Raw genomic sequence first — 13,829 nt, 5'->3', positions numbered from 1 at the left:
CCGATGGCCGACTTACGACCTACCCTGGGCGGAGTACTCGAGGATTCCCGGTCAGGGGGCGACGAAGCCTCCGACTCCGGGGAGCGAGGGCTGGCCGGCCCGCGGGTAGAACCCCGAACCGATGACGGACACTGTGAACGCAACCGGACCGGAACCCGTGCGCACGGTGGCGCGTTCCGGTGCGGGCTCCAGGAAATTCACGCACGGCTTCACGACCACCGACCCGCGGTCACCGCTGGAGACGTTGAGATAGCTGACCCTGACGAGGGCGCCGCCGGCGCTGGACGAACAGAGCTCCGGCCGAAACGGCGCCGAGAACGTCGTCTCGCCGGGAACGTTCGCGGTCTCGGCGAGCACCGACCCGAAGTAGGGACCGGGAACGACCAGCATCGCCACCCGCAAAGATCGTGTTACGCACAACTAAACGCGCGCTCTCGCGCGCGGCCGGCGGGGTCGCCCGCGAGAAGGATGATCTTCGCAGGTCAGACTGTCGCGGACAGCATCGTCACTCGGGCGAAACTTTTCCTGCCCGAAGCGAGTAGCCCCGCACGTCGGCGGGTACCCGGCATCCACGCTGCCCCGGGCTCGACGGCCCCGAGTGGCAGCCAGGCCCCCTGACCGGTCCCCCTCGGCTGGGAGGCCGTCCGCCGCTCGTGGCCGGGGACGCCCCCCTCTTCCTCTGCCGCGGGCGGCTCCTCGTGCGCCTGCACGTGGTGCGGTCAAGACGGGCGACGATGTGCCGGCGACCGGCGACATCCTATACGTGGCCAACGGAAGCCGCAGAATACTGTAATCGTTCACACGACCCGCCGAAGCCGAAACGCGGTTGTCATTTTCTGCGCACCTTGCACATCGAATGGGCTCTCGCATAGTCACTTTGACGTTGACGACACATCAAAGGTAGGCCACGATCATGCGACAACCGGGCTGCGGCGCCCCGCGTCGTGACCCGACAAAGGTCGCTACTCAGCCGTCCTCGCCCGCACACTTCCGAGGTACTCGCCGCAAGTAGTTCGATACAAGGAGTCGCACGTGGGCGCTGCGCAGATCGTGTTCTTAGTCGGCCTCGCTTCTCTGATCGTGGCCATGGCGCTACGCAAGAACGTCATGATCCCCGCGGTACTCGCGACATTTGCCACAGCACTTGCGTACAGCGGCAGCGTCCCGAATTCCATCATGTCGGTATTCCGGGCCACCATCACTTCCGGCACCGCGCTGTTCGAGATCTTCATCGTCATCGCCGCGGTGACCTCGATGCTCGCGGCGATGCGGGCGATCGGTTCCGATGAGGTGATGGTGCGCCCCATCAGTCGGTGGATGGTCAATGGCCGCGTCGCTTACATCGTGTTGTTCGTCTTCACCTATCTTCTCTCGTTGTTCTTCTGGCCGACCCCGGCACTGGCCCTGATCGGTGCCGTCCTACTTCCTGCCGCGATCAAGGTGGGTCTGCCGCCGCTCGGAGCCGCGGTGGTTCTCGCGATCTCCGGCCAGGGAATGTCGATCGCCTCCGACTACGTGATCGGTCTTGCGCCGTCGATTTCCGCGAGCGGCGCAGGCGTTCCCGCCGACGACATCGCCGACCGTGCCCTGGTGATCTCACTGATCGTCGGTGTCACCGCGGCGGTGCTCGCCTACTTCCTGACCGTCCGCCGCAGGATGCGTACGGATGCAGTTCCGGGCACCGAACCGATGGGTGGAACCGTGCATCCCACCGGCGGTGTCGGTGGCACGCCCGCCGGCACGTCCGCTGGTTTCCCGCCGGGTCAGGACGTCGCGGTCTCACCCACCGCCACGGACGTGCTCGACGAGGAACTGCCCGGCTTCGAGGACGACGGAACGAGAATCACGGATCGCCCGACACTGACCCGTGCGTGGGCGATCGGCGTGCCCGACACTGACCCGTGCGTGGGCGATCGGCGTGCCCGCCGCGTTCGTCGCCGTCCTGGCCTACATGTTGATCGGTCGTTTCACCGACATCGTCCCCTGGGAGGACGGCGGCGGCGCGTCCCTGGTGGGAGGCACGGCAATCATCCTGATGGCACTCGTGACCATCACGTCACGACGATCCGAGGCTCTCGAATTCTGCGCCACCCACTTCATCGACGGTCTGTCGTACGCCTTCAAGGCGATGGGCATCATCCTTCCCGTCGCAGGTTTCGTGTACATCGGCATTCCCGATTATTCGGGCGCCATTCTCGGACTCGACGACGACACCACCGGTCCGGCCTTCCTCTTCGACACCGTGGAACGCGTGCAGCCGTACATCCCCGACAACGGCGTATTCGTTGCGCTCAGCATGCTCTTCATCGGCATGGCGGTCGGTCTCGACGGTTCGGGGTGGGCTGGCCTACCCCTCACCGGTGGACTGGCTGCCGCGCTGGCGCCGCAGTCCGGGATGGACACCGCGACCTTGGCGGCCATCGCCCAGAACGGTGCCACGTGGACGGGCGGGGGAACTCTCGTGATCTGGTCGTCGCTGGTGGTGGTCGCCGGATTCTGCCGGATACCGGTTGCCGAACTGGTCCGCCACCTCGTCGTCCCGGTGATGGCCGGACTGCTGCTGGCCACCGGAGCCGCCGTCGTCATCTGGTAGCGGCTCATCGCCGAACAAGGTTTCCGCACAACCCCTGACTGGAAGGACACCACGAAATGAGCTCGGTCCCGTTCCGCTACGACCCCGCCCGGTGCGCACTGATCGTCATCGACATGCAGAACGATTTCTGCTCACCCGCCGGGTCGCTGGCACAGAAGGGCTTCGACGTGACCGCCCCGGTGGCGATGGCTCCGCGACTGGACCACCTCGTCTCGTCCGCGCGCACGGCCGGGGTCCGGGTGATCTTCGTACGCACCCTGCACGACGAAATCACTGATACACCTCAGTGGCTCGGCCGCATCGGCGAGGGGCCGGACGCGGCACGCACCGGAATTACCTGCCGCACAGGAACACCCGGAGCAGACTACTACGCCGTCGCTCCGCAGGACGGCGACGTGGTGATCACGAAGAACCGGTTCAGCGCATTCGTCGGCACCAACCTCGACCTCACCCTGCGTTCCCTCGGCATCGATTCCCTGCTCTTCACCGGCGTCGCCACCGAGGTGTGTGTCGAGTCGAGTCTGCGTAGCGCGCTGTTTCACGAATACTGGGTTTCGCTCGTCGAAGACTGCGCTGCCACCTACAGCCGAACAGCCCACGACGCTTCGGTGTCCGTCGTCGCACAGAACTTCGGCACCGTGATCACGGCCGAGAAGCTCGAGACGTTCTGGACTGCAGGATCGTGAAAGGCTTCAGTCGGCGACGGGCGCTTTGAGCGACCGTCAGATTTTCGCCGGAGTCCAGTCGGGTGCCTCGACGAGGGCGACCTGCTTCAGGAGGTTCGCCGCCCGGCCGACGCCTTCGAGGGAATTGACGAGCGCGTCCTCGTGCTCGATGTTGAGGGTGCCGTCGTATCCGACCGCGCGGAGGTTGTAGACGAAATCCGCCCAGAACGTGGCACCGTCCGGGTGGCCGAGACCGAGGGTGACGTAGTTCCAGGCGCGTCCCAGCGGATCGGTGAGGGCCCCGGTGTCGAGGAGACCGTCGCGCTGCGCGGTCCAGGAGTTGATGCGGATGTCCTTCGCGTGCACGTGGAAGATCGACGTGCCGAGAGCGCGAATGACGGTGGGGATGTCGGCACCCATCCACATCAGGTGGGACGGGTCCAGGTTCGCGCCCACCACGTCGGCGCCCGCGCAGTCGATCAGCCGGAGCATCGCCGAAGCGTTGTGCACGAGTTGACCTCCGCACGCTTCGACGGCGAGCTTGACGTTGTGATCACGGGCGAAGGCCGCAAGTTCCTTCCAGTAAGGAATCGCGACCTCGTTCCACTGGTAAGCGAGGACATCGAGGTTCTCCGGCGGCCACGCCGTGGTGATCCAGTTCGGGTTGGTGTCACCTTTCGCTCCCGGCAGTCCGGACATGAGGACGACGGTCGCGACGTCGAGAGCGCTCGCGAGTTCGACGGTTTTGCGGATGACGGCGTCATGCGCCTTTCCCGAGACCGGATGCAGTTGGTTGCCGTTGGCGTTGAGGGCGCTCAGCGTCAGGCCCCGGTTGGAGATCTTCTCGGCGAACTCGGCGCGGGCGTCCGCGGACGAGACCAGTGCGTCGAGGTCGGCGTGCGGCGCTTCCGACCAGTTTCCCGTTGCGACCTCGACCGAGTTCAAGCCGTGTCCCTGCGCGAGGTCGAGAGCTGTCTCGAAGGGCAGGTGGCTGACCGAGTCGGTGATCAATCCTATTTCCATGCCTGCTCTCCCTCACACTCGGCGTCCTACAACTAGTACGTTCTAGTCGTCCTTTTTGTCAAGACATTCTCAGCTGTGACTGTGCAGTGGTGTTCCCGCGAGAGCGAGGTGTGCCTCGCCGAGCGCTTCGGCCTGAGTGGGGTGCGCGTGAACCAGGGTGGCGACTTCGTCGGGGTAGGCGCCCCAGTTGACGATCAGTTGGGCCTCCCCGATCAGTTCGCCCACGCGTTCGCCGACCATGTGGATCCCGACGACCGGTCCCTCGGTGGCTCCGGCTCGCACCAGTTTGACGCCGCCGCTGGTTCCGAGGATCTGGCTCTTGCCGTTGCCGGCGAGGTCGTAGACGACGGTGGCGACGTCTCCGTGCCGCTCGCGGGCCTGGTCTTCGGTGAGCCCGACCGACGCGACCTCGGGGTTGGAGTACGTCACCCGGGGGATGCCGCTTTCCTCGATCGGTGCCGGGCTCAGGCCTGCGATCGTTTCCGCGACGAAGATTCCCTGCTGGAATCCGCGATGCGCCAGTTGCGGACCGGCGACGATGTCACCGACCGCGTACACGTCCGGCTGCGAGGTCCGCAGGGAGTCGTCGACCGTGACGAAACCGCGGGGGTCGAGTACGACGCCGTTCTCTGTGAGTCCGATGTCGGCGGTCCGGGGTCCGCGGCCGACCGCGACGAGCAGCAGGTCCGCCTCGATCGTGTCGCCCGACTCCACGGTGACGCTGACCGTGCTCTCGTCCTGGACCGCCTTCGCGAATCGGGTGCCGGTCATGATGGTGATGCCGCGTTTGCGGAGGGCCCGGGTGAGTTGCTTCGAGGACCACTCGTCTTCGGCGGCGACGAGCCGGGGCAGCGCTTCGACGATGGTGACGTCCGCGCGCAACGAAGCCCAGATGCTGGCGAATTCGACCCCGATGACACCGCCGCCGAGTACGACGACGCGCTTCGGAAGTTCGGGAAACGTCAGTGCCTCGTCGCTCGTGAGGATGCGGCCACCGATCTCGAGTCCGGGCAGGCTCCGGACCTGGGAGCCGGTCGCGAGCACCAGCGACGTGCCGGTGATCGTGCGATCGCCGACGTGGACGGTGCGCCCTCCGCCGTAGCGGCCGGTTCTGTGCACCACCTCGATCTTGTGGCCGCGAACCAGCCCCTGCAGGCCCTTGTACAGGCGTTCGACCGTCGCGTTCTTGTAGGCGTGGACACCGCCGAGGTCGATCCCGTCGAGCGTCGCACCGATACCGAGGGCCGACGCGTGCGTGACGGTGTCGGCGACCTCGGCGGCGTGCACGAGCGCCTTGGTGGGGATGCACCCTCGGTGCAGGCAGGTTCCGCCGACCTTGTCCTCTTCGATCAGGGTGACGGTCTTACCCAGTTGCGCGGCGCGGAAGGCGCAGGCGTACCCGCCGGATCCACCGCCGAGAATCAAGACGTCCGGTTGGTCGGACATGGGAAAACTCCCTCGGTCGGGCACGCCATGGGACGTGCAGCAAAGGTCGAAGTGGACTGGGTTTCAGCTCAGTGCGATCAACGTCAACGGATCCGACAGGATCTGACCGATGGCCGCGAGGAATCTCGATCCCTGCTCGCCGTCGACCAGTCGATGGTCGAACGACAGGCTCAGTGTGGTGACCGACCGCAACGCGATCTCTCCCTGGTGTTCCCACGGCTGCCTGCGGATCGCCCCGAAGCACAGGATCGCCGCCTCGCCGGGGTTGAGGATGGGCGTGCCCGCGTCGATTCCGAAGACGCCGACATTGGTGATCGTGATCGTGCCGTCGGCCAGATCGGCGGGCCCGGTCTTGCCCTCCTTCGCCGTGGTCGTCAGATCCGACAGGGCGATCGCGAGGTCTCGCAGACCGAGGGTGTGGGCGTTCTTGATGTTCGGCACCATCAGCCCGCGCGGGGTGGCGGCCGCGATGCCGAGATTCACGCAGCGTTTGACGACGATCTCCTGGGCGTCCTCGTCCCAGGACGAATTCAGGGTCGGGTTGGTGCGCAGCGCCACGAGCAATGCCTTGGCCACCAACGTCAGTGGTGTCAGGCGCACGTCGGTGAAGTGCTTCGTGTCGCGCAGCTCAGCCAGGAGGTCGATCGTCGGGGTGACGTCCACCGTGACGAACTCGGTGACGTGCGGGGCGGTGAATGCGCTGCGGACCATCGCTGCGGCGGTGTGCTTGCGGACACCCTTGATCGGGATGCGTTCCTCGTCGGCGTCCGCCGGGACCGTCGCCGCCGACCCCGTGACCGGGGTGGCGGTACGGTGGCGCTCGAGGTCGTCCCTGGTGACTTGACCGTGCACCCCGGTTGCGTTCACTTCGGTGAGGTCGACGCCGTGTTGCTTCGCGGCGAACCGCACCGGGGGAGAGGCCAGCGGACGCGACGTGCGCGGCGCCGGGGTCACGTCGACCCGGGTTCCCGCCGGACGCCGCTGCCGGCGCCGGCTGGACGAGTCCTCGGCCACGCCGTAGCCGACCAGGACCGGGGTCCGCTCGGCCGGGCCCGCGGGAGCGGTCGGCTCGGGCGCGTCCGCCTGGCCCTCGCCGGCGACCGCGACGTCGATGAACGGGCTGCCGACGTCGATAGTTGTCCCCTCCTCGGCGTGCAACGCGACCACCGTTCCGGCGTAGGGCGAGGGCAACTCCACCGACGCCTTCGCCGTCTCGACCTCGGCGATGATCTGGTTGAGCGTCACGGTGTCGCCGACCTTCACCAGCCAGGTCAGCAGTTCGGCGTCGGTGAGGCCCTCGCCGAGGTCGGGCAGCAGGAATGTCTGGACAGTGGGCATGGCGAACTCCTGGTTCCTACGCGGTGAAGGTGCGGTCGACGGCGTCGAGGATGCGGTCGACGTCCGGCAGGAAGTGCTCCTCGAGTTTCGCCGGCGGATACGGGACGGTGAAGCCGCCGACGCGGGCCACCGGCGCTTCGAGGTGATAGAAGCAGCGCTCGCTGATGCGGGCAGCGATTTCGGCACCGATCCCGAGGAACACGGGCGCCTCGTGGGTGATCACCAGGCGTCCGGTGCGCTGCACGGACGCGGCGACGGTGTCGACGTCGAGCGGGGAGATGGACCGCAGATCGATCACCTCGATCGACCTACCCTCGCCCGCAGCGACTTTCGCGGCCTGCAGTGCAGTTGTCACGAGCGGCCCGTAGGCGACGACGGTGGCGTCGGTGCCCGGTGCGACCACCCGGGCCTTGTGCAGGGGACTCGTCTCGGCCGCCGGGTCTATCTGCCCCTTCTCCCAGTACCGGCGCTTGGGTTCGAAGAACAGCACCGGATCGTCCGACGCGATGGCCTGCTGAATCATCGTGTGCGCATCGGCGGCGGTGCTGCAGGTGACGACGCGAAGACCCGCGGTCGCGGCGAAATACCCCTCCGGCGACTCGGAGTGATGCTCGATCGCACCGATGCCGCCGCCGTACGGGACGCGGATGGTGATCGGCATCTTCACGTTTCCGCTCGTGCGGTAGTGCAGTTTAGCGACCTGCGAGACGATCTGGTCGAAGCCGGGGTAGATGAACCCGTCGAACTGGATCTCGCACACCGGGCGGTATCCGCGCATCGCGAGACCGACTGCGGTGCCGATGATCCCGGATTCGGCGAGCGGGGTGTCGATGACACGGTTGGGACCGAAGTCCTTCTGCAGTCCGTCCGTGATGCGGAAGACACCGCCGAGTTTGCCGATATCCTCTCCCATGAGCACGACCTTCGGGTCGTTCTCGAGGGCGCGGCGCAGGCCGGCGTTGAGGGCCTTGCCGAGCGGAAGCGTGGTCGGGGCGGCCGCGGAGATGGCTGTGCTCATGCGTCGGTTCCTTCGAAACTGTCGAGGTAGGCGGCGAACTGGCGCCGCTCTTCGTCGACGAGGGGATGAGGTTCGGCGTACACGTTGTCGAACAGGGACATCGGCTCGGGTTCGACGGTCTCGAGGCATCCACGGCGCAACGCCGCTGCGGTGTCATCGGCGCGCTGCTGCACGGTGGCGAGGTAGTCGTCGTCGATCGCGCCCGCCGACTCGAGGAGGGCGCGGATGCGGTCGAGGGGATCCTTGCGTTTCCATTCCTCGTCGAGCGCGGCCGGCCGGTACCGGGACGGGTCGTCGGACGTGGTGTGCGGACCCATCCGGTAGGTGACCGCCTCGATCAGGGTGGGTCCGCTGCCTTCCCGTGCCCGTTCGAGCGCGGCCCGGGTCACGGCGATCACGGCGAGGACATCGTTGCCGTCGACGCGCACGCTGGGAACCCCGAAGCCCCGGCCCCGCGCGGCGATACTCACCCGCGATTGCAGGCTGACCGGTTCGGAGATCGCCCACTGATTGTTCTGGCAGAAGAACACCACGGGCGCGTTGAAGCTCGCGGCGAACCCGAAGGCCTCGGAGATATCGCCCTGACTGGTGGCGCCGTCGCCGAAGTAGGTGATCGCGGCGCCGTCGGAGCCGTCGAACTGCATGCCCATCGCATACCCGGTGGCGTGCAACGCCTGCGCGCCGACGATGATCGCGGGGGTCGTCATGTTGTATTCGAACGGGTTCCAGCCCGAGTGCGTCGACCCCCGCCAGAACCTGAGCATGTGGGTGGGGTCGACGTCGCGGCAGTACGCGACACCGTGTTCGCGGTAGCTGGCGAAGACAAAGTCGTCCGGGCGGAGGGCGCGCGCCGACCCGACCTGCGCGGCTTCCTGCCCCAGCAGCGGAGCCCACAGCCCCAGTTCGCCCTGACGCTGCAGCGCGGTCGCCTCCGCGTCGATGCGTCGCACCACGACCAGGTCTTCGTACAGCGCACGCACAGCGGTGATGTCGACATCGTCGACGTACCGGGAGTAGTCCGGATGCTCCACTCGCGCACCGATTTCGGTGACCAGCTGCACCACATCGTCATTGTCGAACACGAAAACCTCCGAAAGTGATGTACCGGGAGAGCTCGCCACCCGCGAGTGACCGTGTCGGTCAGAATGTTGCATTCACACAATCATCAGGATTCATCATGCGCAAGTGCTGTCATTCAAAATAAGCAGAATGCTCAAATAGCAAGCGGCAAACTCTGACATACTGCGCTACATGACGAAACTCGATCGGACCGACGCCCGGCTGCTACTCGCCCTGTGCGACGCCCCTCGCGCCACCGGGGTGCAGCTGGCCTCGCTGCTGGGGATGGCACGGAATACCGTGCAAGCACGGATGTCTCGCTGGGAGGAGCAACGAGTGCTCGCACCGGTCGACCGCTGCGTGTCACCCCGCGATCTGGGATACCCCCTGCAGGCGTTCGTCACCGCGGTGGTCGATCAGCATCGCCTCGAGGACGTCATCGAACACCTGCGGGACATCGCCGAGGTCGTGGAGGTCGTCGGCATCTCCGGGGCGGCGGACCTGCACATCGGCGTGGTCGCCGTCGATGCCGACGATCTGTATCGGGTCGCCGGCCTCATCCTCGCCGTGCCCGGGATCGAGCGCACCACCGTGTCCGTCGCGATGCGCGACGCCATCCCTTACCGAACCCGGCCGCTGCTCGAGCGGATCGCCGAGGAGCAATGACGAAGGCGCTGCCGTCGACCGCCCGGCAGCGCCTGTTCTCCGATCAGCGATGTGCGGCGACGACCTCCCCGCCGACGTCTTCGACGCTGCGAGTGGGAGTTACCCGCGATCTGAGTACGAGAACCAGCACCACGGCGACGAGCATGACCGCCCCGACGACCCACAGGCCTGCGCGTGAGTTCCCGGTGGCGTCGAACAGCCATCCCGTGACGTACGGGGCCCCGAAACCGCTCGTGTTGCCCACCGAGTTGACGACGGCGATGCCTGCCGCGGCGCCCGCGCCGGTGAGGAACGTGCTGGGCAGGTACCAGAACACCGGCAGGGCACAGAACACACCGACCGCGTTGACGGTCACCGCGATCATCGTCGTGAGCGGAGACTGCATGTACAGGGCGATCGGGATGGAGACGGCTCCGATCAGGGTGGGGATGGCGACGTGCCAGATCCGCTCCCCGGTCCGGTCGGAGTGCCTGCTCCACAACACCATTGCGACAGCACCGACCGCGAACGGGACCGCGACGATCAACCCGGTGGTGACCAGTGAGAAGTCGGTGTCGAACGTCTTCTTGAAACCGGTGACGATGCTGGGCAGGAAGAAGCTGAGCGAGTACAGGCCGTAGGTGATTCCGAAGTAGACAAGACCCAGCATCCACACGCGGGAGTCGGTCAGCGCCCGGCCCACCGACATGTGGGAACCGGATTCGGCCGCCTCGGATTCGAGTTCACGAGTGAGCCAGACCTTTTCGTCCTCGTCCAGCCACTTGGCCTGCGAGGGCCGGTCCGTCAGGTAGAACCAGGTGACCACCGCGAGCACGACGGCGGGGATCCCCTCGAGCAGGAACATGACCCGCCACCCGGACAGTCCGAACAACCCGTCCCAGTATTGAATGATGGCGCTCGACAGCGGGGCGCCGAGCGCCGACGACACCGGGAGCGCGAGAAGGAACAGGCCCATCAGCCGGACCCGATAGGCGCGGGGAAACCACAGCGTCAGGTAGAGCAGCACACCCGGGAAGAACCCCGCCTCGGCGATACCCAACAGCATGCGCAGCGCGTACAGCGAGCCGGCATTGGGCACGAAGGCCATGGCCGCCGCGATGATTCCCCACGTGAGCATGATCCGGGCGATCCACCGGCGTGCCCCGAACCTGTGCAACGCGAGATTGCTCGGCACCTCGAACAGGAGATATCCGATGAAGAAGAGCCCGGAGGCCAGACCGAACATGGTCTCGGTGAGTCCGAGTTCCTCGCTCATCGTCAGCTTCGCCAGCCCGATGTTGGTCCGGTCGAGATAGTTGACGAAGTAGGCCAGGCCGAGGAACGGAATGAGCCGCCGGGCGACCTTCCGGACCACCCTCGCCTCGATCTCGGGTTTCTGCAGTACAGACGACATGAATGACTCGGCTTCCTGAAGAGTGGGCGCCCGACCGGGCAACGTGATGTAGACCACTGTATGAGCCGGGTCGCGTGGAAACCATGGAGAAATCACCCATACCGCGATGAGATCAGTGGAGACAATCACCGCCTTCGGTAACCAGAGTGTGCCTCACACCGTCGAGGCGCCCTCGCCGGAGTTGCCGCGTCCGACGAGACCGTGCAGGAGTGAGTCGACGATGCGCTCGGGTAGCTCCGGTCCCGGAGCTTCGCGGGTGAGCAGGACCTTGAAGTGTATTGGGGCGACCAGCATTTCGATGGCGAGTCGGACATCGGTGGTCTCGGGCAGCTCACCCCGTCCGATCGCGCGCTTCACGATCTCACTCGACCGCGCGAAGCGCGCCTCCCAGTACCGGTTGCGCGCCTCGGTGGCGGCGGGGTCGTCGCCGGAGGCAGCCAATGCCCTGTCGAAGGCCGAGCCGACCGGGCTGGTCAGGTACGTCACGAGTCGACCGGCGTAGGCGATCAGATCGTCGCGAAGTGATCCGGTGTCGGGCACCTGACCCCATTCTTCCGCTTCCTCGAGCAGCGCCTCGATCATCAGGTTCTCCCGCGTACCCCACCGACGGTAGATCGACGTCTCGTGCACGCCCGCCCGCGACGCGACGTCCGCGACCGCCAACCCCTCCATGCCGTGCTCGTGCAGCGCGTCGAGAGCGGCGTCGAGGACTGCGCGGCGGACTCGAGCGGAACGGCCACCGGGGCGACGCTGGGCTCCTTGATCAATCATGACTCCACCTTAACGCAAGACCCTTGCGTTAATGACGTGACTCAGCTCATACTGTTAATGCAAGTTTCTGGACTTTAGAAGGTGGGTAGTCATGACAACGCAAACCAGTGCGGAGATCAGCGAACGCAGCGAGACGGCGGACGGGATGCGCATCGACTGGGACGTACCCGTGCCGATGGCGGACGGCACGATCCTGCGGGCCGACGTCTTCCGGCCCGACGACGAGGGCGTATATCCGGTGCTGATGACGCTCGGGCCGTACGGCAAGGGCCTCGCATTCCAAGAGGGTTTCGGGCCGATGTGGCAGCAGCTGATCAGCGCGCATCCGGACGCGGCGGCCGGGTCGAGCAACCGCTACCAGGTGTGGGAGACCGTCGATCCGGAGAAGTGGGTTCCGGACGGATACATCTGCATTCGGGTCGATTCCCGCGGCGCCGGCCGCTCGGCCGGACTGTTGGACATGCTCAGCGAGCAGGAGGCCCGCGACTACTACGAGGCCATCGAATGGGCCGGCACCCGAGACTGGTCGAACGGCCGGGTGGGACTGCTCGGGATCTCCTATTACGCGGCCAACCAGTGGCTCGTGGCGGCACTGCAGCCACCACATCTGACGGCGATCTGCCCGTGGGAGGGCTTCACCGACATCTACCGAGACCTCAACCGGCACGGCGGCATCGTGACCCGGTTCGGCCAAGCGTGGCAGGAGTACCAGATCTTCACCGTCCAGCACGGGGCCGGGGAGCGGGGCCGACGCAATCCCAACACCGGTGAGTTGGTCGCCGGACCGCCGACGCTGACCGACGACGAACTCGTCGCGAACAGAGTCGACACGATCGGGGAAGGCAAATGTCGGGAGCTGCTCGACGAATTCGCGCAGGCCCGCACGCCGGACCTGACGCGGATCGAGGTCCCGGTGCTGTCGGCGGCGAATTGGGCGCACCGGCTGCACACCCGCGGCAATTTCGACGCCTACGCCCAGGTGTCCTCCTCCCAGAAGTGGCTGGAGGTGCACGGTCACGAGCACTACGCGGAGTTCTACACCGACTACGGCGTCGACCTGCAGAAGCGATTCTTCGGCCACTTCCTCAGAGGCGAGGCGACCGGCTGGGAAGACCAGCCACCGGTGCGACTGAACGTGCGCCACCTCGACGGCTCGTTCGAGGGCCGCGACGAACAGGAATGGCCGCTGGCCCGCACGCAGTGGACGCGGTTTTACCTCGACGCCACGTCCGGAGCGATGAGCCCGGCCGAACCAACGGCCGAGGGCACGGCCGAGTTTGCGGCGCTGGGGCCCGGTGTCGACTTCTGGACCGCGCCGCTGACCGAGCCGTTGGAGATCACCGGACCGGCCTCGGCGCGGGTACGTCTGTCCTCCTCCACCACCGACGCCGACCTGATCGTCACCCTGCGCGTTCAGGACCCGGACGGGAACGAGATCTCACTGGTGGACGCGATCGATCCCCACGGTGTGCTCGGCGTGGGCTGGCTGCGCGCGTCCCACCGCGAGCTGGACGAGCAGGCCAGTCTGCCGCACCGCCCGTGGCACCGGCATTCGAGCAAACAGCCGCTGACGCCCGGCGAGGCCGTCGATCTGGACGTCGAGATCTGGCCTACCTCCATCGTCGTCCCCACCGGCTACCGGCTCGGCGTCACCCTGGCCGGCCGCGACTTCGACATGCCCGGCGACGGACCTTGGCCGGTGATCTACGGCATCGAGATGCGCGGCAACGGATTGACCCCGCACGACGATCCGGACGACCGGCCTGCCGGCATCTTCGACGGCACGACAACAGTGCACACCGGCCCGGACGCCGGAACCTCCCTGCTCCTTCCCGTGATCCCGAAGTAAAGGCTCGA

At 66.5% G+C, this 13,829-nt stretch carries 13 protein-coding genes; 4 read left to right on the top strand and 9 right to left on the bottom strand.

The features are described from left to right. Positions 1 to 51: 51 nt before the first annotated feature. Together ACNJ7E_RS11145 and ACNJ7E_RS11140 are read right to left on the bottom strand one after the other, a co-directional pair. Positions 52 to 396, bottom strand: coding sequence for a hypothetical protein (locus ACNJ7E_RS11145; protein ID WP_418339869.1), 345 nt, complete (start codon positions 394 to 396; stop codon positions 52 to 54). Positions 397 to 962: 566 nt separating this feature from the next. Then, complete coding sequence (locus ACNJ7E_RS11140; protein ID WP_418339868.1) at positions 963 to 1,307, bottom strand: hypothetical protein; 345 nt, start codon at positions 1,305 to 1,307, stop codon at positions 963 to 965. A 560-nt stretch (positions 1,308 to 1,867) separates the two neighbouring features. Between ACNJ7E_RS11140 and ACNJ7E_RS11135 the strand changes: the two genes are divergently transcribed. Beyond that, positions 1,868 to 2,593 (top strand): hypothetical protein, encoded by a 726-nt coding sequence (locus ACNJ7E_RS11135; RefSeq protein ID WP_418339867.1) that lies wholly within the window; start codon positions 1,868 to 1,870, stop codon positions 2,591 to 2,593. Between the two features lie 56 nt (positions 2,594 to 2,649). Beyond that, complete coding sequence (locus ACNJ7E_RS11130) at positions 2,650 to 3,279, top strand: cysteine hydrolase family protein (protein WP_418339866.1); 630 nt, start codon at positions 2,650 to 2,652, stop codon at positions 3,277 to 3,279. A 36-nt stretch (positions 3,280 to 3,315) separates the two neighbouring features. Here the strand turns inward: ACNJ7E_RS11130 and ACNJ7E_RS11125 are convergent, their stop codons facing one another. The 5 genes from ACNJ7E_RS11125 to pdhA form a co-directional block, all read right to left on the bottom strand. Next, complete coding sequence (locus ACNJ7E_RS11125; protein ID WP_280779407.1) at positions 3,316 to 4,281, bottom strand: sugar phosphate isomerase/epimerase family protein; 966 nt, start codon at positions 4,279 to 4,281, stop codon at positions 3,316 to 3,318. 69 nt (positions 4,282 to 4,350) lie between these two features. Further along, the gene (gene lpdA / locus ACNJ7E_RS11120; protein WP_418339865.1) at positions 4,351 to 5,727 is read right to left on the bottom strand and encodes a dihydrolipoyl dehydrogenase; all 1,377 of its coding nucleotides are present in this window, start codon (positions 5,725 to 5,727) and stop codon (positions 4,351 to 4,353) included. A 63-nt stretch (positions 5,728 to 5,790) separates the two neighbouring features. Continuing rightward, on the bottom strand, positions 5,791 to 7,065 hold the full coding sequence (locus ACNJ7E_RS11115; protein WP_418339864.1) for a dihydrolipoamide acetyltransferase family protein: 1,275 nt from the start codon (positions 7,063 to 7,065) through the stop codon (positions 5,791 to 5,793). A gap of 16 nt (positions 7,066 to 7,081) precedes the next feature. Further along, on the bottom strand, positions 7,082 to 8,083 hold the full coding sequence (locus ACNJ7E_RS11110) for an alpha-ketoacid dehydrogenase subunit beta (RefSeq protein ID WP_280779404.1): 1,002 nt from the start codon (positions 8,081 to 8,083) through the stop codon (positions 7,082 to 7,084). Then, positions 8,080 to 9,165 (bottom strand): pyruvate dehydrogenase (acetyl-transferring) E1 component subunit alpha, encoded by a 1,086-nt coding sequence (gene pdhA, locus ACNJ7E_RS11105; RefSeq protein ID WP_280779403.1) that lies wholly within the window; start codon positions 9,163 to 9,165, stop codon positions 8,080 to 8,082. The genes ACNJ7E_RS11110 and pdhA overlap by 4 nt, the downstream gene beginning before the upstream one ends. Before the next feature lie 169 nt (positions 9,166 to 9,334). Here pdhA and ACNJ7E_RS11100 point away from each other — a divergent pair, with 169 nt between their 5' ends. After that, on the top strand, positions 9,335 to 9,808 hold the full coding sequence (locus ACNJ7E_RS11100; RefSeq protein WP_016881876.1) for an Lrp/AsnC family transcriptional regulator: 474 nt from the start codon (positions 9,335 to 9,337) through the stop codon (positions 9,806 to 9,808). Positions 9,809 to 9,851: 43 nt separating this feature from the next. Here ACNJ7E_RS11100 and ACNJ7E_RS11095 read toward each other — a convergent pair whose 3' ends face one another. Together ACNJ7E_RS11095 and ACNJ7E_RS11090 are read right to left on the bottom strand one after the other, a co-directional pair. Next, complete coding sequence (locus ACNJ7E_RS11095; RefSeq protein WP_418339862.1) at positions 9,852 to 11,201, bottom strand: MFS transporter; 1,350 nt, start codon at positions 11,199 to 11,201, stop codon at positions 9,852 to 9,854. 153 nt (positions 11,202 to 11,354) lie between these two features. After that, positions 11,355 to 11,972 carry a TetR/AcrR family transcriptional regulator gene (locus tag ACNJ7E_RS11090; protein ID WP_418339860.1) on the bottom strand — a complete coding sequence of 206 codons (618 nt, stop codon included), beginning with the start codon at positions 11,970 to 11,972 and terminating at the stop codon, positions 11,355 to 11,357. Positions 11,973 to 12,063: 91 nt separating this feature from the next. Here ACNJ7E_RS11090 and ACNJ7E_RS11085 point away from each other — a divergent pair, with 91 nt between their 5' ends. Further along, positions 12,064 to 13,821: a CocE/NonD family hydrolase gene (locus ACNJ7E_RS11085; protein WP_418339859.1), complete on the top strand. Its 1,758-nt coding sequence runs from the start codon at positions 12,064 to 12,066 to the stop codon at positions 13,819 to 13,821. Positions 13,822 to 13,829 lie beyond the last annotated feature (8 nt).

Source organism: Rhodococcus mengyinensis (assembly GCF_048381435.1).
Classification (GTDB): Bacteria; Actinomycetota; Actinomycetes; order Mycobacteriales; family Mycobacteriaceae; genus Rhodococcus_F; species Rhodococcus_F opacus_D.
This window is presented reverse-complemented; position numbering and strand designations above follow the sequence as displayed.